The organism is Streptomyces sp. NPDC041713 (assembly GCF_055591085.1).
The window spans coordinates 37,632-58,587 of record NZ_JBVIZY010000016.1 but is presented as its reverse complement, the minus strand read 5'-3'; the positions used below and the strand labels follow the sequence as shown (position 1 = coordinate 58,587).

Genomic DNA, 20,956 nt, shown 5'->3' with positions numbered 1-20,956 from the left:
TCACCTTGGCTGCGGCTCTGCCAGCAGTACCACTCGGTCGGCCGCCACATCGAAGCCCAGAACGGGGTGACGCGGATCCGACTCCGGGGTCATCAACACCGGCTTGCCCAACCGGCGCCCGATCGCCCGCAGCAGACTACACAGCGCGTCTACGCCACCCTGGCCCCGCAGCTCCCGGAGGTCCGTGTCGAAGTCGATCTGCCCGGCCCCGTACGCCCGGAAGATCACCAGAAAACCGGGGGTCGGCCAGACCCGCAGCAACGAGTGGGCGTCCTCGCTGCGTGCCAGCATGTCCGCGGCCCGCGGCAGCCGGACCGCGACACCGTCCTCCGAGTACTCGTACGACCACCCGCGCGACTGCACCAGATCAAGCACCGACTGCCAGTCCTCCACCGAGGCGTTCGGGACGTGTACGTCCGGCAGCGTTCCCATCAGTTCGGGGTCGAAGAAGTCCTTGACGTCGTTCCACAGCAGGTCAGGCATCACGCCATGGTGCCCTGCGCTCCACCGGGACGTCGCCGTCCGATGCACGCCGCCCCCCCGGGGCGCTACTCGGCCCCCGACGCCCCCCGCACCCGGGCCTGGTGTCTGCGGGCCTTCAGGCGGTTGCCGCAGGTCTTCATGGAGCACCACCGGGCGGTGTTGGCGCGGCTTCGGTCCAGGAGGAACAGGCGGCACTCGGGGTTGCCGCACGGTCGTAGCCGGCCCGGCATGCGCTCTTTGACGTCCGCCCACGCCAGGACGAGTTCCACGGCGAGCCTGCGTTCCCGCGGTGCCTCCAGGTGCCACTCGATGCCCGTGGCGGACGCGGCGGACGTGGCGCAGGGCCTCGGCACCTTGCGGACGCCCGCCAGCACGCGCCGCAGGCCTCCCTCCGCCTCCGCGTCACCCGTACCCCACTCCGTCGCCTGGAGCGCGTCCCGCGCCGCCCGCAGCCACCGGCGCTCCTCCGCGTCGTCGCCGAGCCCGCCGTGGCCCCTCGCCCATCCGCCCAGCTCACGGTCGTCCTGCCAGCGGTCCTGGCGTCGGCCGTCCACCACGGGCGTGCTGTTCAACGCCTCCATCAGGGCTTGGTCGTCCAGCACATCCCTCACCTTTCCCATCCCCGCACGTAACCCCATTGCGTCAATTGACAGGTTAGCTCAGAGAGGGGTCTACTGGAGGCAGGAGTAACCGCCATCACGCCGCAAAGGGGTTAGTCATGGTTGAGATCCTTCATCGCAGCACCACCGTGCGCGGTCACCGCGTCTTCTACCGCGAGGCGGGTGATCGTGCGGCGCCCGCGCTCGTGCTCCTGCACGGGTTCCCCACCAGCTCGCGCATGTTCCGCCGGCTGATTCCCGCGCTGGCCGACCGGTTCCACGTCATCGCCCCCGACCACCTCGGCTTCGGCAACTCCGACGCGCCGCCCGCAGGCGAGTTCACGTACACCTTCGACGCCCTCACCGACATCACCGAGGGGCTCCTGGCCCAACTCGGCGTCAACCGCTACGCCGTGTACGTCCAGGACTACGGCGCCCCCATCGGCTGGCGGCTCGCGCTGCGTGCCCCGGACGCGATCACCGCGGTGATCACGCAGAACGGCAACGCCTACGAGGACGGCTTCGTACCGGAGTTCTGGAAGCCCGTGTGGGAGTACGGCGAGGATCCCGGTCCCCGGACCGAGCCCGCCGTCCGGGCCGCGCTCTCGCTCGACGCCATCCGCTGGCAGTACCTGCACGGCGTGGAGCGGCCGGAGTTGGTCGACCCCGACACCTGGGCCGCGGACCACCGCGACGTCAACCGGCCGGGCGTCGACCTCGTCCAGCTCGCCCTGTTCCGCGACTACGCCACCAACCCGCCCCTCTACCCCCAGGTGCACGCCTACTTCCGCGACAGCCAGGTGCCGTTGCTCGCGGTGTGGGGTGCGGGCGACGAGATCTTCGGCCCGGACGGCGCGCGCGCCTTCGCCAGGGATCTGCCGGACGCGGAGATCCACCTGGTCCCCGGCGGCGGGCACTTCCTGCTCGAGAGCCATCTCGACACGGTGGCCGGGTACGTACGCGGGTTCCTGACCCGGCAGGCGTAACCCTGGCGGACGGACCCCCGGCGGGGCGTGACCCGGGGAGGCGCAGGGACACGCGGTCGCCGAGCCTCACGCGACCCCGCGAGGCGGAATCACTCGGCCCGTGCGGCAGCGGCCGCCTCCCACGCCGCCTCGATCATCCGGAAGATCTCGTCCACCGCCGCGTCCGGATCCGCCGACTCGCGGGCCAGCGAGAACGCGTCGATCGCGAACCGGGCGAGGGTCCGGCAGGCCGTGGGCGTCACGCCGCGCGGCAGGTTCGGGTCGGCGGCGACGGCCGCGGCGACGGACTCCGCGTGGCGCAGCCGCATCGACGCCTCGTACTCCCGCAGCGCGGGGGACGCGTCGATCATCCGCCAGAGCGGAGCCGCGCCGTCCGCCGTGCAGTGCCGCACGAGGGCCTGGATCTCGCGGCGCAGCGCGGGGACGAGCGGCTCGTCCGGCGCGCGCTCGGTGACCGCCTGCGCGAGGCGCCGCTCGAAGTCCTGGTCCTGCTCGAAGACCAGGGCCTCCTTCGCGGCGAAGTGGGAGAAGACGGTGGTGACGGCCACGTCGGCCTCGGCGGCTACGTCGCGGATGCCCACCTCGTCGTAGCCGCGCTCCAAGAAGAGCCGCAGGGCGGTGTCGGCGATCTTCTGGCGGGTCGCGGCCTTCTTGCGCTCGCGGCGCCCGGACTGCTGCACGGTCATTCCCGGATGCTAACAGATGCAAAGACGTAACAACTACAAAAAGCTAACCGTTAGTGTTACGTTCGGCGGCATGAAGAAAGTGAGCTTCGCCGAGTTCGGCGGTCCTGACGTCCTGCACCTCATCGACGCCGAGGAGCCCCACGCGGGCCCCGGCCGCATACGCATCGCCGTACGGGCGGCGGGAGTCAATCCCGTCGACTGGCGGGTCCGCGAGGGCCAGGTCCTGTCGGCCCACCCGACCCGCCTCCCGGCCGGGGTCGGCCTCGACGCCGCCGGGGTGGTGGACGAGGTGGGTGACGGGGTCGACGGGGTCGAGGTCGGCGACCGCGTGTTCGGCGAAGGGGAGAGCACCTACGCCGAGTTCGCCGTGCTGTCGGCCTGGGCCCGGATGCCCGCGGGGCTGTCGTTCGAAGAGGCGGCCGGGTACCCCTCGGTGGTGGAGACCGCGCTGCGCGTCATCCGTGAGGTCGGGGTGCGCCCCGGGCAGACGTTGCTGGTCAGCGGCGCGTCCGGGGGAGTCGGCTCGGCGGTGCTGCAGGTGGCCCGGCACCGGGGCATCAACGTCATCGGCACGGCGGGCGCCGCCAACCAGGACTACCTGAGGAGCCTGGGCGCGCTCGCCACGACGTACGGCGCGGGCTGGGTCGAGCGGGTACGGGAGTTCGGCCCCGTCGATGGGGCGCTCGACCTGGCGGGCTCTGGCGTGATCAGCGAGCTCGTCGAACTGACCGGGGACCCGCGGAAGGTGGTGTCCATCGCCGACCTCGGCGCGCCGGAGTTCGGCGTGCGGTTCTCCGGCGCGGCGGGCAGCGTGCCGGACGCGCTCGCCGAGGCGGTCGACCTCATCTCGAAGGGTGAGCTGCACATCCCGGTCGAGAAGTCGTACCAGCTGGCGGAGGCCGCGGCGGCGCACGTCGACAGCCAGGCCGGGCATACGCGGGGGCGGCGGGTGATCGTCGTCTAGCCGCCGTCGCCGGAGCCGCCGTCGCAGGAGCCGTCGCCGGAGCCGGCTCCCGACGGGGGCAGGTGCCCTTCGCCCCCGCCGCCCTCGCCGCCCGCGACGGTCCGAAACAGCTCACGGGCCCGCGCGCAGAACCGCTCGACCTCCGTGCTGTCCGGCGCTTCGCCGTCCGCCATCATCCGGGCCTGCAACTGCTCGGAGCGCAGACCCCCGTAGCGGGCCCGCACCTCGGCGGTCACCGGCTGGACGACGACGTGCAGGTGCTTGCGCGCGTCGCGGCCGTGCGACCACGTGCAGACGTAGGTCTGTTCGGGCCGGCACAACGTCTCCACGACGCGCGCGGTGTCGCGCAACAACGGGCCGAGCTCCGCGGCGGCCGCGTCGTCGAGCTCGGCAACGGCCACGACGTGCGCTCGCGGCGCGACGACCAAGGTGCCGGGATTCAGCGGGCCGACGACGTGGTTCACCGCCCAGGAGGCGGTCTCGTGCAGGACGCCCCCGGGCAACTCCCGGCGCCCGCTCAGCAGGTCACACCCAAGACACCCCACCACATCCACGCACACCAGCCTACTGAGTCCCGTCCCACCGAGTCCCGGTCCTACGAGTCCCGGTGGGCCAGGGAGCGGTGCCCGCGGCCCGCCGGGCGAGCGTCGACACCGCCGACGTCATGGCGGACGCACGGACGCGCCTACCGCCCGACCTTCCGCTTGTTCCAGACGTCGAAGCCGACCGCCGCGAGCAGCACCAGCCCCTTGATGACCTGCTGGTAGTCCGTGCCGATGCCGACCAGCGACATGCCGTTGTTGAGGACACCGAGGACCAGGCCGCCGATGACCGCGCCCATCACCGTGCCGACGCCGCCGCTCATCGACGCGCCGCCGATGAACGACGCCGCGATGGCCTCCAGTTCGAAGTTCAGGCCCGCCTGCGGGGTGCCCGCGTTGAGCCGGGCCGCGTACACACAGCCCGCGAGCGCCGCGAGGACACCCATGTTGACGAAGACCAGGAAGGTGACCCGCTTGTCCTTGACGCCCGAGAGCATCGCGGCGGCCTTGTTGCCGCCGAGCGCGTACACGTGCCGCCCGACCACGGCGTTGCGCATCACATAGCCCAGGCCGATGAGCAGCCCGCACATGATCAGCATGACGACCGGGACGCCGTGGAAACTCGCGAGCGTCAGCGTGAAGGCGACCACCGCGGCCGTCATCGCCACACACTTCGCCGCCCACAGCCCGGCCGGCAGCACCTCCAGGTCGAACGCCGACTGCCGCTTGCGGTCCCGCCATTCACGGAACAGCAAGAAGGCGACGGTGGCGAGGCCGAGGACGAGCGTGGGATTGTGGTACTGCGTGTACGGGCCCATCTCCGGGATGAAGCCCTTGGCGATGTTCTGGAAGCCCTCGGGGAAGGGGGCGAGCGACTGGCCCTCCAGGACGATCTGGGTGAGGCCCCGGAAGAGCAGCATGCCGGCCAGCGTCACGATGAACGACGGGATGCCGACGTACGCGATGAAGAAGCCCTGCCACGCGCCCGCGACCGCACCGATCAGGAGCGAGAGGACGAGCGCGAGCACCCACGGCATGTCGTGTTTGACCATCATCACCGCCGACATGGCGCCGACGAAGGCGACCAGCGAGCCGACGGACAGGTCGATGTGGCCCGCGATGATGACGATCATCATGCCGATGGCCAGGATGAGGATGTAGCCGTTCTGCTGGATCAGGTTGGAGACGTTGTTCGGCAGCAGCAGCGTGCCGTCGGTCCAGATCTGGAACAGCACGACGATGAAGGCGAGCGCGATGAGCATGCCGTACTGGCGCATGTTGGAGCGCATGCTCTGGATCAGCAGCGCGCCGGCCGACGGGGCGGCGGGCGCGGGCGCGGCGGACGGGTCCCGCGGGGGAGTGGTCGTGGTGGTCATGGCGGGCCTCAGCTCCCGGTGCTTCTGGTCTGGGTCATGTGGCGCATCAGAACTTCCTGGGTGGCCTCCGCGCGCGTGACCTCACCGGTCAGGCGGCCCTCGGCCATCGTGTAGATCCGGTCGCACATCCCGAGCAGCTCGGGCAGCTCGGAGGAGATGAACAGGACCGCCTTGCCCTGCGCCGCCAGCCTGTCGATGACGGTGTAGATCTCGTACTTGGCGCCCACGTCGATGCCGCGCGTCGGCTCGTCGAGGATCAGGACCTCGGGGTCGGCGTGGATCCACTTGCTCAGGACGACCTTCTGCTGGTTGCCGCCGGAGAGCCGGCCCACCTGCTCGAAGACCGTGGGAGCCTTGATGTTCATCGACTTCCGGTAGCGCTCGGAGACCCGGCGCTCGTGGTGCTCGTCGACGACGCCGCGCCGCCGCATGCCGGGCAGCGAGGCCAGCGAGACGTTCCGGTTGATGTTGTCGATGAGGTTCAGGCCGTACCGCTTGCGGTCCTCGGTGACGTACGCGATGCCCGCGTCGACGGCGGCGGGCACCGTCTTCGTGACCACCGGCCTGCCGTTCACCGCGACGTCCCCGGCGACGTACTGCCCGTACGACCGGCCGAACACGGACATGGCGAGTTCGGTGCGGCCCGCGCCCATCAGCCCGGCGATGCCGACGATCTCGCCGCGCCGCACGGTCAGCGAGACGTCGTCGACGACGGTGCGCTGGTGGTCGACCGGGTGCCGCACCGTCCAGCCCTCGACCGCCAGCGCGAGCTCGCCCGCGTCCGCGCCCTCGTACGGGGTGCGGTCGGGGAAGCGGTGATCGAGGTCGCGGCCGACCATGCCCCGGATGATGCGGTCCTCGGACAAGTCCGCGGCTGCGCCCGGCTCCTGACGTACCGTCAGGGTCTCGATGGTCCGACCGTCCCGGAGGATCGTCACCGCGTCCGTGATCTGCCGGATCTCGCCCAGCTTGTGCGAGATGATGATGCAGGCGATGCCCTGACCGCGCAGCTCCACGATCAGGTCGAGGAGTTTCGCGCTGTCCTCGTCGTTGAGAGCGGCCGTCGGCTCGTCCAGGATGAGCAGCCGGACCTCCTTCGACAGGGCCTTGGCGATCTCCACCAGTTGCTGCTTGCCCACCCCGATGTCGGAGACCGGCGTCTGCGGCTTCTCGTGCAGGCCCACCCGCTTCAGCAGGGCGCTCGCCCGGCGCAGCGTGTCGTTCCAGTCGATGAAGCCGCGCGTGGACTGTTCGTTGCCGAGGAAGATGTTCTCCGCGATCGACAAGTACGGTACGAGCGCCAGCTCCTGATGGATGATCACGATGCCGTGCTTCTCACTGGCCCGGATGTCCTTGAAGGCCATCCGCTCGCCGTCGAAGAGGATCTCTCCGACGTAACTGCCGTGCTCGTGCACCCCGCTGAGGACCTTCATCAGCGTCGACTTGCCCGCGCCGTTCTCGCCGCAGATCGCGTGGATCTCACCGGGGCGCACGCTCAGATGGACGTCGGAGAGCGCCTTGACACCGGGAAACGTCTTCGTGATCCCACGCATCTCGAGCAGCGGCCCGGACTCCCGCTCACCCCCGCTCACTTGAGCTGCCCCGCCGTGAAGTACCCCTCGTCGACGAGGAGCCGGGTGTTCTTCCTGTCGATGCTGACCGGCTTGAGGAGGAAGGCCGGCACCGTCTTCGTGCCGTTGTCGTAGTCCTTGGTGTTGTTGACCTCCACCTTCTTGCCGGTCAGCATCGCGTCGCCCATCTGCACCGTCTGCGCGGCCAACTTGCGGGTGTCCTTGAAGACGGTCTGCGTCTGCTCGCCCCGGATGATCGACTTCACCGACGCGAGCTCCGCGTCCTGCCCGGTGATGACCGGCAGCGGCTGGCTCTTCGTCCCGTAACCGGCGCTCTTCAGCGCGGAGATGACGCCGATCGAGATACCGTCGTAGGGCGAGAGGACCGCGTCGACCCGACGGTCGCCGTAGCTCTTGCTGATCAGGTCGTCCATGCGCTTCTGCGCGGTGCCGCCGTCCCAGCGCAGCGTGGTGGCCTGGTTCATCCGCGTCTGCTTGCTGCGCACGACGAGCTGCCCGGACTTCAGATACGGCTGGAGCACCTTCAGGGCGCCGTTCCAGAAGTACTTGGTGTTGTTGTCGTCCGGCGAGCCCGCGAACAACTCGATGCTGTAGGAGTCGTCGGAGTCCGCGTCGGGCTTGCCCAGCTTGAGCTTGTCGACGATGTAGCGGCCCTGCTGCTCGCCGACGCGCTCGTTGTCGAAGGACGCGTAGTAGTCGACGTTCTTCGTGCCGAGGATGAGCCGGTCGTACGAGATCACGGGGATCCCGGCGTCGTGCGCCTGCCGCAGCACCTCGGTGAGCGCGGAACCGTCGATCGCGGCCACCACGAGGAGCCGGCGCCCCTTGGTGATCATGTTCTCCAACTGGGCGACCTGGTTCTCCACCTTGTCGTCGCCGTACTGGAGGTCGGTCCGGTAACCGGCCTTCTGGAACTGCTTCGCCATGTTCTCGCCGTCGGCTATCCAGCGCTCCGAGGCCTTGGTGGGCATGGCCAGACCGATCGTGCCGCCCTTGCCGGTGTCCGGCTGGTAGCGGCTGCCGCCCTTGGCCTCCTGGCCGCAGGCGGCGAGCGAGACGGTGAGCAGCGCGGCGGTCAGGGCGACACCGAGCGTGCGGGTGCCGGCGCCGGTGCCGGAGCGGGGGCGAGTGAGGGGGCGGGGGCGGGTGCGCATGGTCAGTCCCCTTCCGGGACGGGGAAGCGGCACAGCTCGCCGGGGAGCCGCGAACCGAGCGGGGACATGCCGCCGTCCGCGCCGTGCCGGGCGAGCAGATCGAGGGCGAGCCGCCCGCGCCTGACCCGCTCGCGGGCGGTCGCCAGGGCGTGCTCGCGCAGATGGGCGCCGTACGGGTAGATGCCGGGGGACTTGGAGAGGCCGAACTTCACGTACAGGGGAGCGCCGCGCCGGATCAGCTCGGCGACCTCGTACATCCGTACATAGCCACCGAGGTCGTCGGGCGCCTCCACGTACATGTCCATGGGCGCCCGGCTGACCCGGCGGATCTCGGTGAGGTGGTCCGGGGTCAGATCGGACGGCACGTTGAGGGAGTCGGCGCCGAGCCGCTCGTACACCGCGAACGAGGCGGGGTTGACCGGGCCGGTCAGCGCGGACAGCTTCAAGGTGGTGGACGAGGGCAGCACCCCGGCGGCGCGCAGCCGGTGCAGGGCCCACAGCACGCCCTCGTCCGCGACGAGCAGACACCGCACGCCGAGCCCGGTGGCGCGCACGGCGTCCTCGACGCATCCGGCGAGCGCGTCGTGGCCCCGGGCGCGCAGCCCCGCGCCGCCGGAGTCGGTGCGCGTGGAGGCGCCGGTGTCCCAGGTGCCGCGCGGGCCGGTGAACAGGCAGAGCTCGATGTCGCGTTCGGCGCAGGACTCCACCATCTCGGTGATCTCCACGTCGGTGAGCATCCAGACGCCGCTGCCCTGGCTGATCCGGTGGACGGGCACGTCGAGGCGGGCGCTCTCCTTGAGGACGACGCCGAGCGCCTCGGGGCCCTCCACGGAGGGGATCTCGGTGCGCCAGGTGCCGCCGTCGGGGAACGTGTGCGGGGAGGCGTCGGCCGGATCGGGGGCGGGCACGGCGTGCCCGATCCGGGCGAGCGCGTCGACGCCGGGGCGCCGGGGGATCGATGAGGGGGTCACGGGACTCCAATGTTCGGTGGGTCGAACGAAGTTCGGACAGGAGGGCATGCGCAGTGGCCAGCGGTGTACGAGAGCAGGGGCGTCCTCCGGGGCGGCGTCCCCCGGGCCTGCTCAGGGGCGCAGCAGCACCTTCCCGGTCGCCGGGTCGCCCCCGCCCACCAGGGCGATCGCCTCCCCGAACCGCTCCAGCGGGAATTCGTGGGTGATCAGCGGCGCGGGATCGAGCAGGCCCAGCGTGAACGCCCGCACCGCGTCCGACCAGGCCGACGACGGCGCCCCGAACACGGACCGCACCTCCAGCTGGCTGAGCGAGAGGTGGACCGGGTCGATGCCGGCCGCGCCCGGCGCGAACATGCCGGTGAGGACGGCCCGCCCGCCCCTGCGGGCGAGCAGACAGGACGCGGCCGCGGTGGTGGGCGCGCCCGCGGTCTCCACGACCAGGTCGAAGGAGCCGTGCTCCGACTCCGCGTCGGCGGGGGACAGGGCGCGGGTCGCCCCGAACTCCTTGGCCTGCTCGCCGCGGGCGGCACGGGGGTCGACGACGGTCAGGTCGGCCGGGTTCGAGGCGGCGAGCAGCTGCACGGCGAGCAGCCCGAGCGTGCCCGCGCCGACCACCGCGACACGCTCGCCGGGCCGCGGCCTGCCGGTGCGCACGGCCGCCGCGACCACGGCGGACGGTTCGAGGAGCGCGGCGGCGCGCAGGTCGGCGTCGTCGGGCAGCGGGTGCAACAGCCGTACGGGGACCGTGAGATGGTCGGCGAAGGCGCCGGGCTCGGTGAACCCGGTCTCGGCGTAACCGCCGGTGCACAGGCTCGTCTCGCCGCACCGGCACCGCTCGCAGACACCGCACGCCCGGAACCCCTCGGCGACCGTGCGGCGCCCGACGAGCGCGGGATCGGCGCCGGTGCCGACGGCCACCACGGTCCCGGACCACTCGTGGCCGGGGACCGCCGGGTAGCGGACGTAGGCGCTGTCGCGCCGTCCGTCGTACACCTCGCGGTCGCTCATGCAGATCCCGGCGGCGGCGACCTCGACCAGGGCCTCGCCGGGCCCCGGCACCGGGACGTCACCGGTGACGATCCGGTGCTCGCCCGGCCGGTCGACGACGAGCGCGCGGCTGCTCACCCCGCGGCTGCTCACCCCGCGGCCTTGCCCGGCGCGCGCTTCTCCCAGCCCTCGGCCCACAGGTCGAACCGGGCCTGCTGCTGCGGGAACTCGGCCGCCGCGTCGGTGTCGAGCTCGACGCCGAGACCCGGCGCGTGCGACAGGTGGAAGCAGCCCGTCTCCGGGTCGACCTGCGGCGCGCCCTTGACCACCTTCTTGATGTCGGCGTCCGCGAAGTCGTTGAAGTGCTCAAGGATCTTGAAGTTCGGTGCGGTGAAGCCGACTTGGAGGGAGGCCGCGGTCAGCACCGAACCGCCGACGTTGTGCGGGGCCACCAGCATGTAGTGGGTCTCGGCCGTGGCCGCCAGCTTGCGGGTCTCCCAGATGCCGCCGATGTGGCCGACGTCGGGCTGCAGGATGTCGGCCGCCTGGCTCTCGAAGAGCTCGCGGAACTCGATCCGGTCGTGGATGCGTTCGCCGGTCGCCACCGGCATGTCCACCTTGGCCGCGACCTTCTCCAGCGCCTTGAGGTTCTCCGGCGGCACCGGCTCCTCCAGCCAGGCGGGCCGGAACGGCGCGAGGTCGCGGGCGAGCCGGATCGCGGTGGCGGGCGAGAACCGGCCGTGCATCTCCAGCATCAGCTCGGCGTCGGGCCCGATCGCGTCCCGTACCGCCTCGATCAACGAGACGGCGTACAGGCTCTGTTCGTGGTCCAGCTCGTGGTGCCCGGTCCCGAACGGGTCGATCTTCAGGGCGCGGTAGCCGCGCTCCATGACCCCCCGGGCCGCCTTGTGATACGCCTCCGGGGTGCGCTCCGTGGTGTACCAGCCGTTGGCGTACGCCTTGACGCGGTCGGTGACCTTGCCGCCCATGAGCTGCCAGACGGGGACGCCAAGCGCCTTGCCCTTGATGTCCCAGCAGGCCATCTCGATGACGGCGATGCCCGACATGACGATCTCGCCGGCCCGGCCGTAGTCGCCGTGCTTCATCCGGCGCACCAGATCCTCGGCCGCGAACGGGTCGGATCCCTCGATGTGGTGGGCCGCCGCCTCGCGGAGGTAGCCGATGAGGGCGTCGGTGCGGCCCAGCATGCGGGTCTCGCCGACACCGGTCAGGCCCTCGTCGGTATGGACCTGGACATAGGTGAGATTACGCCAGGGCGTTCCGACCACATGTGTGCTGATTCCCGTGATCCGCAAGGCAGTTGCCCCTCGACTTGTTCGATATTTCGTCACACGTTCGAAATGTTGGCGTGACGGTATTCACGGTGGCGGGAACGTGTCAATGGGTCGGACGTCAAGAAGGCCATTGCGCGACCAACTGCGCCGTGCCTACCCTGTGTTCGTCATATCGATCGGCGACCGAGATTTCGGACGCCCAAGGTGGGAGGCCGAACTCATGGGACGACTGGTGCCCGCGGTGACCAGGTCGCTGGACATACTCGAACTCTTCCTGGACGGCGACGGAACGCTGTCGGCGCCGGAGGTGACCCGCAGGCTCCAGCTGCCGCGCACCACCGTGCACGAACTGCTGACCACTCTGGCCGCCCGCTCGTATCTCGTCCAGCTCCCCGACCAGCCGGGCCGCTACCGCCTCGGCGTGCGCACCTACCAGCTCGGCAGCCGGTACGCCGAGCAGCTCGACCTCGCCGCGGAAGGGCAGCAGGTGGCCCGCGAGGTCGCCGAGACCTGCGACGAGACCGTCCACGTCGCCGTCCTGGAGGACACCGACGTCATCTACATCGCCAAGGTGGACTCCACGCACGCCGTGCGGATGGTCTCCGCGGCGGGCCGCAGACTGCCCGCCCACTGCACCTCGGTCGGCAAGATGCTGCTCGCCTCACTGCCTCCGACGGAGCTCGAATCCCGGCTCCAGGGGCGGGAGTTCACCGCCATGACGCCCGACAGCATCACCGACCCCGACGAGCTCCTGACCGCGCTCGCCGGGATCCGCGAGCGGGGCGTCGCCGTCGAGCACCGGGAGTCCAACCCCGACGTCAGCTGTGTGGCGGCGCCGGTGCGCGACAGCGCGGGGCAGGTGGTGGCGGCGCTCTCCATCTCCGTGCCGATGATCCGCTGGAGCGAGGAGCGCGAGAGCGAACTGGCCGAGCTGGCCGCCAAGGGCGCGGGCGACCTGTCCGTCCGCCTGGGTCACCGGGGCGCGTGATGGGGCGGGCGCAGGCGGGTGGGGCGAGGGCGGAGAAGGCGCGCTTGCCGGGGCGGGCGAAGACGCGTGCGGCGAGGCGTGCGTACGAGGTGGCGGTGCGCGCGGAGGCCTCCCTCGGCGAGGGCCCTACCTGGGACGCCGCCACCGGCCGCCTCATCTGGGTCGACATCCTCGGTTCCCGGATCCACACCTACGACCCCGCCGACGGCCGCCGCACGGTCATGGCCACCGAACAGCACGTCGGCGCCGCCAAACCGCGGGCGGGCGGCGGTCTCGTGGTCAACCTCCGGGACGGCATCGGCCTGTACGGTCCCGGCGGCGCCCCCTTCACCTGGCTGGCGCGCGACCCGGTGCCCGGACGGCGCGGCAACGACGCGGCCGTCGCGCCCGACGGCGCGCTCTGGGCGGGCACGATGCGCTACGACGAGAGGCCGGGCGGCGGCAGCCTGACCCGCGTCGCCCCCGACGGCACCGTCACCGAACTGCTCGGCGATGTGGCCGTCAGCAACGGCACCGGCTGGAGCCCCGACGGACGGCTCGTCTACTACGTCGACAGCCCCACGCGCCGTATCGACGTACTCGATGTCTTCGATGTACTCGACGTCGAAGGCCAACAGGCCCTGAACAGGCGCCCGTTCGCGCACATAGAGCCGGGGGCCGGCTTCCCCGACGGGCTCACTGTGGACGCCGACGGCTGCGTGTGGGTCGCGCTCTGGGACGGCGCGGCGGTCCGCCGCTACACCCCCGACGGACGGCTCGACCGGACCGTGGAGCTGCCGGTGCGGCGCCCCACGGCCTGTGTCTTCGGCGGCCCCGACCTGCGCGACCTGTACATCACCACGGCCCGCACCGGTCTCGCCCCGCCGCACCCGCTGGCGGGGTCCGTCCTGGTCGTGCCGGATGCGGGCCGGGGCCTGCCGGGCGTCGCGTTCGCGGGCTGAGCCGAGCTCAGTCCTGCTCCGCCAGCTTCCGCAGGTACGCCCCGAACTTCTCCAGGCCGTCGATGGTGCGCGGCCCGCTGATGCCCTCGTTGTAGTCGAGGACGAAGAAGTGGTTCTTCCGGACGGCGGACAGTTCCCGCGTGCGTGGGGACTTCTTCAGGAACTCGATCTTCTCCTTCGCGGGCTTGTCGCCGTAGTCCAGGATGATGACGACCTCGGGCCGTGCCGCGGTCACGGACTCCCAGCCGACCTGCGTCCAGCGCTCGTCGAGGCCGTCGAAGATGTTGCGGCCGCCTGCGCTTTTGATGATGTCGTTGGGCGGCACCTGGCTGCCCGCGGTGAAGGGCTGGTCGGTCCCCGAGTCGTAGAGGAAGACCGGCAGCGGCTCGCCGCCCTTGGGCGCCTTCTCCTCCACGGCCGCCACCCGCTTCTTCAAGCCGTCCACGACCCGGTCGGCCCGCTTCTCCACCCGGAAGATCTTGCCGAGCCGCTCCAGGTCGCTGTAGAGCGCCTTGAACGGCGTGACCTTCTCCGGGTGGCCGGGGTAGTTGAAGCAGCTCTCCGTGTGCAGGAAGCTCTGGATGCCGAGCTTGTCGAGGATCTTCGGGGTGATGCCGCGCTGGTCGCTGAAGCCGGAGTTCCAGCCCGCGACGACAAGGTCCGCCTTGGCCTCGACGACCAACTCCTTGTTGAGCAGGTCGTCGCTGAGCTTCTCCACCTTGGCGTACTCCGATGCCCAAGGCGACTCGCTCACCGGCGGGTTGGCGGGCGGCATCACATAGCCCCGGACGTGATCGGTCAGACCGAGGCTGAACAGCTTGTCCGCGCTGCCGCCCTCGTACGCGACTGCGCGTTCGGGGACCTTGTACGGGACCGGCTCGCCGCAGCGTTTGACGGTGACCTCGTCCGAGGCGCCGGCCGCACCGTCCGGGGTGACGTCGGCGCCGCAGCCGGCGAGGAGCAGGGTGAGGGCGAGCGCGGATCCGGCCGCGACGCATCTGGGGTAGGACATGGGGGCCTTTCGGATGAGCGGGAAGGAGGGCAAGCGGCCAGATGAGCGGCCAGGTGGTCAGACGGACGAGCCGAGCGAATACAGCAGTTGGGGGTCGCCCGTCAGCGGATGCGGCACGACGGTGGCCTTGACGCCGAACACGTCGGCCACCAGCTCCTCGGTGAGGACCTCCGCCGGAGTGCCGGCGGCGACCAGCCGTCCCTGGCAGAGCACGCCGATCCGGTCGCAGGCCGCCGCCGCGAGGTTCAGGTCGTGCAGGACGACGAGGACGGTGAGCCCCGCGCCGCGCAGGTGGGAGAGGACCTCCACCTGGTGGCGTACGTCGAGGTGGTTGGTCGGCTCGTCGAGGACCAGGACCTCCGGCTCCTGGACGAGGGCCCGGGCCAGCAGCATGCGCTGACGCTCGCCGCCGGAGAGGGTGAGGGCGCTGCGCCGGGCCAGATGGCGGATGCCGAGCCGTTCCAACGCCCGTGCGCACAGCTCCCGTTCGCGCCCGTCGAGGGCCTGGTTGCCGCGCTGGTGCGGGGTCCGGCCGAGCGCGACGACCTCCTCCACGGTGAAGTCCAGGTCGACGGCGCCGTCCTGGGTCATCGCGGCCACCAGCTGGGCGCCGCGGCGCGGGGTGAGCCCGGCGAGGTCGTCCCCGCCGACCGTGACCGTCCCCGCCGTCGGACGCAGCGCCCGGTACACGCAGCGCAGCGCGGTAGACTTGCCGCTGCCGTTCGGGCCGACCAGGCCGACGACCCGGCCGCTGCCGACGGTCAGCGACAGATCGTGCACCAGGCTCCTGCCGTCGGTGACGACACCGAGCCCGTCGAGTCGCAGTTCCATCTCAACGCCCCCCGAAGACATGGCCCCTGCGGCGCATCAGGGTGATGAACACCGGGACGCCGACGAGCGCGGTGATGGCGCCGAGCGGCAGTTCCCGGGGCGCGACCACCGTCCGGGACAGCAGGTCGACCCAGACCATGAACACCGCGCCGGCCAGCGGCGCGACGGCGAGCACCCGGGCGTGCCCGGCCCCGACGACCATCCGCACCAGATGCGGCATGACGAGTCCCACGAAGCTGATGGCGCCGCTGACCGCGACCATCACCCCGGTGATCAGCGAGACCAGGACGAGCAGCGACCTGCGGTGCCGGTCGGCGCCGACGCCGAGGCTCGCGGCGGTCTCGTCGCCGAGCGCCAGCACGTCGAGGGCCCTGGCACGCCGGTGCAGCAGGACGAGACCGGTCAGGACGACGGCGGAGACGACGGGCAGCGCGCCCCACCCCGCGGCCCCGAAGCCGCCCATCGTCCAGAACAGGACCATGCCGGTCGCCTCGGTGTCCGGCGCGAAGTAGATGATCACGCTCATCAGGGCCTGGAAGCCGAGGCTCATCGCGACGCCCGTGAGGACCAGGCGCAGCGGCGAGAGCGCGCCGCGGTCACTGGAGGCCGCGTACACGAGGAAGGACGCGACCAGCGCGCCGACGAAGGCGCCCGCCGTCACCGCGTACACCCCGAGGGCGGCCAGACCGCCGGTGACCGTCACGCCGACCGCGCCCACCGACGCGCCCGACGAGACGCCCAGCACGAACGGGTCGGCGAGGGCGTTGCGCACCATCGCCTGGATGGCCACGCCGACCGCGCTGAGCCCGGCCCCCACCAGCGCCGCAAGGAGCACGCGCGGCGTCCGGATCTGCCAGACGATCTGGTACGTCGTCGTCTCGTCGGCGCCGATCCGGCCGCCGGTGAGCGCCGCCCACAGATAGCGTGCGGTGTCCCCGGGCGTCACCACGGCCGCGCCGAGCCCGATCGCCACCACGACCGAGGCGACCAGGACCAGGAACAGGGCGACGCAGGTGAGGGCGAGCGCTCCGGGGGAGGCGAGGCGTTCCCGCAGGGCCGGGCGGGGCGCGGCGGGCCCGGCGGGTGTCTCGACGGTCGCGGTCATGAGGGTCCCGCCGCCCCGGCCCGTGCAGAGTCCGCCCGCAGGACGAGCGCCGCGGCGCCGCCCGCGACGACGACCAGCGTGCCGAACACGGCGGCCACGCCCGGATATCCGGCGATGCCGAGCCCCGCGCCGCCGAGCGCGGCGCCGACGAAGACGCCGAGGCTCATGCCGGCCGCGTTGACGCTCAGTGCGGCGCCGCGCAGCCCCGGCCCGCAGCGCCGCACGATGAGGCTGACCACACAGGCCGCGACGACGGCGTGGCTCGCGGCGTGCAGCGCGGTGAGGGCGAGCGCGAGCGGCAGCCAGTGCGTGAAGTAGAAACCCACGACGGAGACCAGCGCGGCCAACAGGCCGAGGGCCAGCAGCCGTTCGGTGCCGATACGCGGCCGGTCGGCGTTGGTGAGCCGCCCGGTGAGGAGGTTGCTGACGAAGAACGAGGCGCCGCTGAGCGTCCACACGAAGGTGAAGAGCCCGGCGCTCAACTCGAAGCGCTCCTCGTAGAACGCCGCCAGATACGAGAGGTATCCCATGAACACCGCGGTGCGCAGGAGCGCGATCACCAGGAGCGGCACGACACCGCGCACGGCGCCCAGCGCCCTGAACGAGGCGACATAGCCCAGACGTTGACCGCCACCGGCCTCCCGTACGGCCCCCGTCTTCCTGCGACGGGCCACGAAGACGGCGGCGAGCAGCAGCGACACCACGGTCACGCCCCACAGGTCGCCCTGCCAGCCCCAGAAGAGCGCGGGCAGCGCGATGACCGGCGCGGCGAGCATCGCGGTCATCGACTGGACGGCGGTGACCAGGGTCGCCGCGCGCCCGGCCGCCCGGCCCGCGCCGAAACGGTCGGCGGCCGCGGCGGTCAGCGCCGGATTGAGCACCGCGGTGCCGGCCCCGACCAGCAGACAGAACACGGCGAGCAGAGCGAAGTCGCCGGCGGCGCCGAGCGCGGCCGCCGCGGCCAGCGCGGTGAGCGCGCCCGCCGCCGCCCACTCCCTGGGCACCCGGTCGATGAGCGGGGCGAGCGCGGTGCCCACGAGGAGCGCGGCGAGACCGCCGAGGCCGCGCAGCCCACCCATCGCGGCGACGCCGCTGCCCGCCTCGTCGGCGATGGGCACGAGATACGTGCTGAAGACGGTGAACGGCAGCAGTCCGACGGCCGAGGCCAGCAGCACCGGCCACAGCGCGCGGGCCATCCGCAGGTCGCCCGGCACGGCCTCGTCGGCAGCGTCGGACGACGGGCCGCCGGTGTCCTTGGTGGCGTCGACACTCACGCGGCCACCCCGCTCGCGAAGGCGGCCCGGTACCGGTACATCGGCGTGGGGTCGGCGCTGAACTGGGAGAAGGTGAACGGCTCCGCGTTCAGCCCGGTGACGCCCGCGCCGAGGAAGGCGCGGGCGACGGCGCTGCCGCTCTGCGCGTAGACGACCAGCGGCACGCCGTGGGTGACACAGTGCCGCAGGATCAGGTCGAACGTGCCGTTGCTGAGCGTCATCCCGGTGGCGACCACGACGTCGGCGGAGGCGAGGACCTCCGTCATGTCGTCGGTGACGGGCTCGCCCCACGCGGTCGTGCGCAGGTTCAGGTCACAGGGCAGGCAGACGCCGCCCCGCTCCCGTATCGCCGCGACGAGCGGGTTGACCACGCCGATCAGGGCGACCCGGGCACCGGGCCCGATGTCGAGCAGCCCGGCGACGGCGGCGTCACGGGCCGCCGCGCGCACCTCGGGCGTGCCGACGGGCAGCAACACGCGCTCGGCCTCGCCGACTTCGGCGGCCTCGCGGTGCGGGCGCACCCGGGCGAGGTAGGCGTCGAGGGCGGCGGTGCGCACGACCGCGGACTCGTCGCGCAGGAGCTTGTCGAGGGAGTGCCCCGAGGCGTTCTCGCAGAATTCCGGGGCGAGTTCACCCGCCTCGAACGAGCAGGCCCCGAAGGCATGGCCGACGCGGAGCAGCAGGTAGTGGTTGTGGTACGTGACGTCGCCGTCGGCGAGGCGGGTGGTGTTGTAGAGCCAGAACGCGCTGGTGACGGTGAGGCCGGCGGGGTCGGGACCGTGGGCGCCCGACAGGACGGCGTCGGTGAGCTCCGCGACGGTGTGGGGCGTGGGGTGGGACATCGGGGTTCTTTCTCCGGTCTTGCGGCGGGAGTTGAGAGTTGGGAGGGGAGTTGAGGGCTGAAGGAGCGGGTTCGGGGGTTCAGGGGGTGGCGGCGGGCGGCCAGGCCGTCGTGGACCAGGGATGGCGCAGCTCGTCGAGCGAGGTGATCTCGTGCGGCTTCAACGCGTCGACGTCCGGGGCCTGTTCGTGGCGCGCGTAGGCGCTCTCCACATAGCGGTGGCCGGTGTCGGCGGCGATGAAGACGTAATGGCGCGAGGTGTCCCTGGTCCGCTCCCACAGCGCGCTCAGGTGGGCGGCGCCCGTCGAGAGGCCGGCGAAGATGCCGGTGGTGCGCAGCAGGGCGACGGCTCCGGAGAGGGCACTGTCGAAGTTGACCCAGTGCACGCGGTCGTACAGCTCGTGCCGGACGTTGCGGAACTCGATGGCGCTGCCGATCCCGGCGATGATCATGTCCGGGTCCGCGACGTGTGCCGCGCCGAAGGTGACGCTGCCGAACGGCTGCACGCCGACGAGCGACACGTCCCGGCCCGCCGCGCGCAGATACGTGGCGACGGCCCCGGTCGACGCGCCCGAACCGACCCCGCCGACCAGCCCGAGCGGCCCGGCGGGCAGCTCCCGGTCGATCTCCTCGGCGACCTCGCGGTACCCGTAGTAGTGGATGTCGTCGTGGTACTGCCGCATCCAGTGGTACGAGGGGTGGTCCGCGAGGATCTCGGCGATGCGCTTGACGCGCAACTCCTGGTCGAGGCGCAGGTCTTGGGAGGGAGCGACCTGCTCCAGTGTGGCGCCGAGGATCTCCAGCTGCACCCGCGTCGCGCGGTCCACGGTGGTGGAGCCCACGATGTGGCACTTCATGCCGTGGCGGTGACAGGCGAGCGCGAGGGCCTGTGCGTAGATGCCGCTCGAACTGTCGACGAGGGTGTCGCCGGGCCGGACGGCGCCCGTGTCGAGCAGGTGCCGGACGGCGCCGAGGGCGGAGTAGATCTTCATGGTCTCGAACCGGAGGCAGGTCAGGTCCGGTGCGAGGGATATCAGATCGGGTCTTTTCACCGCTTCGGCGATGTGTGCGTGCATGGCTGAGCTCCCCCGTAGGGATGGGCGGGTGTGTGGGCAGGGAGGGGCGCCGGGGGCCACGCGGACGGTTGGTCGGCTGGACGGCTGGACGACCCCCGGGAACGTCGAGAGCATCACACTAGATGAAAATGATTGTCAAGAGCGGGTAGTCTCGGCGCACTGATGGCCACGCGGTGCCGCGCCCGTGCGCACCGCCACATCGAGGGGAGTCGCGTGAAGCTGATCCAGGAGGCCGGGGCCGTCCGGCCTCGTCCGCCGCGAGAGGGAGTGCCGCCGGGAGACGGAGGCCTGTCACGAGGAGGCGTGCCGCCGAGGGTGGGTGTGGGGACCGCCTTCGGCACGTTCGGCGAGCTGCTCCAAGGCGTGCTACCCGAGGAGGACGGCGACTTCCTCGTGACGCTGCCCGTCGCGCGGTGGACGATGGCCACGTACCGGCCGGGGTCCGCGTCCGGCGGGATCGAGGTCCGGCCGGCCGGCAAGACGAAGGCGCTCCGGCTGGCCCGCATGATCGTCGATTCGGCACCGCACCACCGGAGTTGCTCGGCAGAGAGGGGCGCGGTCGCAGGCGGGCTGCTCACCGTCAACAGCGTGATCCCGGAGGGCAAGGGGCTCGCCAGCTCGTCCGCCGACCTCGTCGCCACCGCGCGAGCGGTCGGCCGGGCCCTCGGCGTCCCCATGCCGCCCGCCAGGATCGAACGGCTGCTGTCCCGCATCGAGCCCACCGATGGCGTGCTCTACCCGGCGATCGTCGCCTTCCACCATCGCAGCGTCCGGCTGCGCTCCGTCCTCGGCTCGCTGCCCGCCATGGCGGTCGTCGGCATCGACGAGGGCGGCTCGGTGGACACCGTGGACTTCAACCGCATCCCCAAGCCGTTCACGCAGGCCGACCGGCGCGCCTACGCCGACCTGCTCGGCCGGCTGACCCGTGCCGTGCGCCGCCATGACCTCGCCGAGGTCGGCCGGATCGCCACGCGCAGCGCCCTGATGAACCAACGGCTGCGGCACAAGGCGCTGTTGGAGCCCGTGCGGGAGATCTGCCGCGAGGTCGGGGGGCTCGGTGTGGCGGTCGGGCACAGCGGTACGACGTTGGGGGTGCTCGTCGACGCCACGGACCCCTCGTACACGCGCCGGGTCACGGCGGCGGCGCAGGCGTGCGCGGAACTCACCGGTCGAACGGCCGGCGGGCCCGGTGGCGCGGGCCAGGTCGCGGTCTACCGGACGTTGAGCTTCGGCTCGGCGGGGTGACCGGCGGG

21 protein-coding genes are annotated in these 20,956 nt (G+C 71.8%); 5 read left to right on the top strand and 16 right to left on the bottom strand.

The window, feature by feature from the left end; genetic code table 11:
• Both ACZ6CV_RS33235 and ACZ6CV_RS33230 read right to left on the bottom strand, forming a co-directional pair.
• Complete coding sequence (locus ACZ6CV_RS33235) at nucleotides 1-483, bottom strand: hypothetical protein (protein WP_469255086.1); 483 nt, start codon at nucleotides 481-483, stop codon at nucleotides 1-3.
• A gap of 65 nt (nucleotides 484-548) precedes the next feature.
• Nucleotides 549-1,085, bottom strand: coding sequence for a CGNR zinc finger domain-containing protein (locus tag ACZ6CV_RS33230; RefSeq protein ID WP_469255084.1), 537 nt, complete (start codon nucleotides 1,083-1,085; stop codon nucleotides 549-551).
• A 116-nt stretch (nucleotides 1,086-1,201) separates the two neighbouring features.
• On the opposite strand from ACZ6CV_RS33230, the gene ACZ6CV_RS33225 reads away from it, so the two are divergent.
• Nucleotides 1,202-2,068, top strand: a complete 867-nt coding sequence (locus ACZ6CV_RS33225) for an alpha/beta fold hydrolase (protein ID WP_469255082.1) — start codon at nucleotides 1,202-1,204, stop codon at nucleotides 2,066-2,068.
• A gap of 89 nt (nucleotides 2,069-2,157) precedes the next feature.
• Here ACZ6CV_RS33225 and ACZ6CV_RS33220 read toward each other — a convergent pair whose 3' ends face one another.
• Complete coding sequence (locus tag ACZ6CV_RS33220) at nucleotides 2,158-2,754, bottom strand: TetR/AcrR family transcriptional regulator (RefSeq protein WP_469255080.1); 597 nt, start codon at nucleotides 2,752-2,754, stop codon at nucleotides 2,158-2,160.
• 70 nt (nucleotides 2,755-2,824) lie between these two features.
• Between ACZ6CV_RS33220 and ACZ6CV_RS33215 the strand changes: the two genes are divergently transcribed.
• Nucleotides 2,825-3,718: an NADP-dependent oxidoreductase gene (locus tag ACZ6CV_RS33215; protein ID WP_469255078.1), complete on the top strand. Its 894-nt coding sequence runs from the start codon at nucleotides 2,825-2,827 to the stop codon at nucleotides 3,716-3,718.
• On the opposite strand, the gene ACZ6CV_RS33210 is transcribed toward ACZ6CV_RS33215, so the two are convergent.
• The 7 genes from ACZ6CV_RS33210 to ACZ6CV_RS33180 all read right to left on the bottom strand — a co-directional run bounded on the left by ACZ6CV_RS33210 (nucleotide 3,715) and on the right by ACZ6CV_RS33180 (nucleotide 11,656).
• Nucleotides 3,715-4,272, bottom strand: coding sequence for a hypothetical protein (locus tag ACZ6CV_RS33210; RefSeq protein WP_469255077.1), 558 nt, complete (start codon nucleotides 4,270-4,272; stop codon nucleotides 3,715-3,717). The two genes, ACZ6CV_RS33215 and ACZ6CV_RS33210, sit on opposite strands and share 4 nt — an antisense overlap.
• A gap of 131 nt (nucleotides 4,273-4,403) precedes the next feature.
• Nucleotides 4,404-5,636, bottom strand: coding sequence for a multiple monosaccharide ABC transporter permease (mmsB, locus tag ACZ6CV_RS33205; protein WP_469255075.1), 1,233 nt, complete (start codon nucleotides 5,634-5,636; stop codon nucleotides 4,404-4,406).
• Nucleotides 5,637-5,644: 8 nt separating this feature from the next.
• On the bottom strand, nucleotides 5,645-7,189 hold the full coding sequence (gene mmsA / locus ACZ6CV_RS33200; RefSeq protein WP_469255073.1) for a multiple monosaccharide ABC transporter ATP-binding protein: 1,545 nt from the start codon (nucleotides 7,187-7,189) through the stop codon (nucleotides 5,645-5,647).
• Nucleotides 7,190-7,224: 35 nt separating this feature from the next.
• Complete coding sequence (gene chvE / locus ACZ6CV_RS33195) at nucleotides 7,225-8,382, bottom strand: multiple monosaccharide ABC transporter substrate-binding protein (protein ID WP_469255072.1); 1,158 nt, start codon at nucleotides 8,380-8,382, stop codon at nucleotides 7,225-7,227.
• Between the two features lie 2 nt (nucleotides 8,383-8,384).
• Nucleotides 8,385-9,353, bottom strand: a complete 969-nt coding sequence (locus tag ACZ6CV_RS33190) for a hypothetical protein (protein WP_469255071.1) — start codon at nucleotides 9,351-9,353, stop codon at nucleotides 8,385-8,387.
• A gap of 111 nt (nucleotides 9,354-9,464) precedes the next feature.
• Entirely contained in the window at nucleotides 9,465-10,478 is a 1,014-nt protein-coding gene (locus tag ACZ6CV_RS33185; RefSeq protein ID WP_469255069.1) for a zinc-dependent alcohol dehydrogenase, read from the bottom strand.
• Between the two features lie 11 nt (nucleotides 10,479-10,489).
• Nucleotides 10,490-11,656 carry a mandelate racemase/muconate lactonizing enzyme family protein gene (locus ACZ6CV_RS33180; RefSeq protein ID WP_469255067.1) on the bottom strand — a complete coding sequence of 389 codons (1,167 nt, stop codon included), beginning with the start codon at nucleotides 11,654-11,656 and terminating at the stop codon, nucleotides 10,490-10,492.
• 199 nt (nucleotides 11,657-11,855) lie between these two features.
• Here ACZ6CV_RS33180 and ACZ6CV_RS33175 point away from each other — a divergent pair, with 199 nt between their 5' ends.
• Nucleotides 11,856-12,623, top strand: coding sequence for an IclR family transcriptional regulator (locus tag ACZ6CV_RS33175; RefSeq protein ID WP_469255065.1), 768 nt, complete (start codon nucleotides 11,856-11,858; stop codon nucleotides 12,621-12,623).
• A 44-nt stretch (nucleotides 12,624-12,667) separates the two neighbouring features.
• Entirely contained in the window at nucleotides 12,668-13,564 is an 897-nt protein-coding gene (locus ACZ6CV_RS33170; protein WP_469255063.1) for an SMP-30/gluconolactonase/LRE family protein, read from the top strand.
• Nucleotides 13,565-13,571: 7 nt separating this feature from the next.
• Here the strand turns inward: ACZ6CV_RS33170 and ACZ6CV_RS33165 are convergent, their stop codons facing one another.
• From ACZ6CV_RS33165 to ACZ6CV_RS33140, 6 genes are all read right to left on the bottom strand, one after another.
• A complete protein-coding gene (locus ACZ6CV_RS33165; protein ID WP_469255061.1) occupies nucleotides 13,572-14,576 on the bottom strand; it encodes an ABC transporter substrate-binding protein in 1,005 nt (334 codons plus the stop codon).
• Between the two features lie 57 nt (nucleotides 14,577-14,633).
• The gene (locus ACZ6CV_RS33160; protein WP_469255059.1) at nucleotides 14,634-15,407 is read right to left on the bottom strand and encodes an ABC transporter ATP-binding protein; all 774 of its coding nucleotides are present in this window, start codon (nucleotides 15,405-15,407) and stop codon (nucleotides 14,634-14,636) included.
• A gap of 1 nt (nucleotide 15,408) precedes the next feature.
• Nucleotides 15,409-16,512, bottom strand: coding sequence for a FecCD family ABC transporter permease (locus ACZ6CV_RS33155; protein ID WP_469255057.1), 1,104 nt, complete (start codon nucleotides 16,510-16,512; stop codon nucleotides 15,409-15,411).
• On the bottom strand, nucleotides 16,509-17,786 hold the full coding sequence (locus tag ACZ6CV_RS33150) for an MFS transporter (RefSeq protein WP_469255056.1): 1,278 nt from the start codon (nucleotides 17,784-17,786) through the stop codon (nucleotides 16,509-16,511). The genes ACZ6CV_RS33155 and ACZ6CV_RS33150 overlap by 4 nt, the downstream gene beginning before the upstream one ends.
• Nucleotides 17,783-18,628, bottom strand: coding sequence for a Rossmann-like domain-containing protein (locus tag ACZ6CV_RS33145; protein ID WP_469255054.1), 846 nt, complete (start codon nucleotides 18,626-18,628; stop codon nucleotides 17,783-17,785). The genes ACZ6CV_RS33150 and ACZ6CV_RS33145 overlap by 4 nt, the downstream gene beginning before the upstream one ends.
• A 79-nt stretch (nucleotides 18,629-18,707) precedes the next feature.
• Nucleotides 18,708-19,703 carry a pyridoxal-phosphate dependent enzyme gene (locus tag ACZ6CV_RS33140; RefSeq protein WP_469255053.1) on the bottom strand — a complete coding sequence of 332 codons (996 nt, stop codon included), beginning with the start codon at nucleotides 19,701-19,703 and terminating at the stop codon, nucleotides 18,708-18,710.
• 303 nt (nucleotides 19,704-20,006) lie between these two features.
• Here ACZ6CV_RS33140 and ACZ6CV_RS33135 point away from each other — a divergent pair, with 303 nt between their 5' ends.
• Nucleotides 20,007-20,948: a GHMP family kinase ATP-binding protein gene (locus ACZ6CV_RS33135; RefSeq protein WP_469255051.1), complete on the top strand. Its 942-nt coding sequence runs from the start codon at nucleotides 20,007-20,009 to the stop codon at nucleotides 20,946-20,948.
• The last annotated feature ends 8 nt before the right edge of the window (nucleotides 20,949-20,956 follow it).

Excerpts from the sequence above, each read along its gene's own strand:
- chvE (WP_469255072.1), bottom strand. The coding sequence starts at position 8,382 with ATGCGCACCCGCCCCCGCCCCCTCACTCGCCCCCGCTCCGGCACCGGC.
- mmsB (WP_469255075.1), bottom strand. The coding sequence starts at position 5,636 with ATGACCACCACGACCACTCCCCCGCGGGACCCGTCCGCCGCGCCCGCG.
- ACZ6CV_RS33215 (WP_469255078.1), top strand. The coding sequence starts at position 2,825 with ATGAAGAAAGTGAGCTTCGCCGAGTTCGGCGGTCCTGACGTCCTGCAC.
- ACZ6CV_RS33220 (WP_469255080.1), bottom strand. The coding sequence starts at position 2,754 with ATGACCGTGCAGCAGTCCGGGCGCCGCGAGCGCAAGAAGGCCGCGACC.
- ACZ6CV_RS33155 (WP_469255057.1), bottom strand. The coding sequence starts at position 16,512 with ATGACCGCGACCGTCGAGACACCCGCCGGGCCCGCCGCGCCCCGCCCG.
- mmsA (WP_469255073.1), bottom strand. The coding sequence starts at position 7,189 with ATGCGTGGGATCACGAAGACGTTTCCCGGTGTCAAGGCGCTCTCCGAC.
- ACZ6CV_RS33165 (WP_469255061.1), bottom strand. The coding sequence starts at position 14,576 with ATGTCCTACCCCAGATGCGTCGCGGCCGGATCCGCGCTCGCCCTCACC.
- ACZ6CV_RS33160 (WP_469255059.1), bottom strand. The coding sequence starts at position 15,407 with ATGGAACTGCGACTCGACGGGCTCGGTGTCGTCACCGACGGCAGGAGC.
- ACZ6CV_RS33145 (WP_469255054.1), bottom strand. The coding sequence starts at position 18,628 with ATGTCCCACCCCACGCCCCACACCGTCGCGGAGCTCACCGACGCCGTC.
- ACZ6CV_RS33235 (WP_469255086.1), bottom strand. The coding sequence starts at position 483 with ATGCCTGACCTGCTGTGGAACGACGTCAAGGACTTCTTCGACCCCGAA.
- ACZ6CV_RS33225 (WP_469255082.1), top strand. The coding sequence starts at position 1,202 with ATGGTTGAGATCCTTCATCGCAGCACCACCGTGCGCGGTCACCGCGTC.
- ACZ6CV_RS33175 (WP_469255065.1), top strand. The coding sequence starts at position 11,856 with ATGGGACGACTGGTGCCCGCGGTGACCAGGTCGCTGGACATACTCGAA.
- ACZ6CV_RS33140 (WP_469255053.1), bottom strand. The coding sequence starts at position 19,703 with ATGCACGCACACATCGCCGAAGCGGTGAAAAGACCCGATCTGATATCC.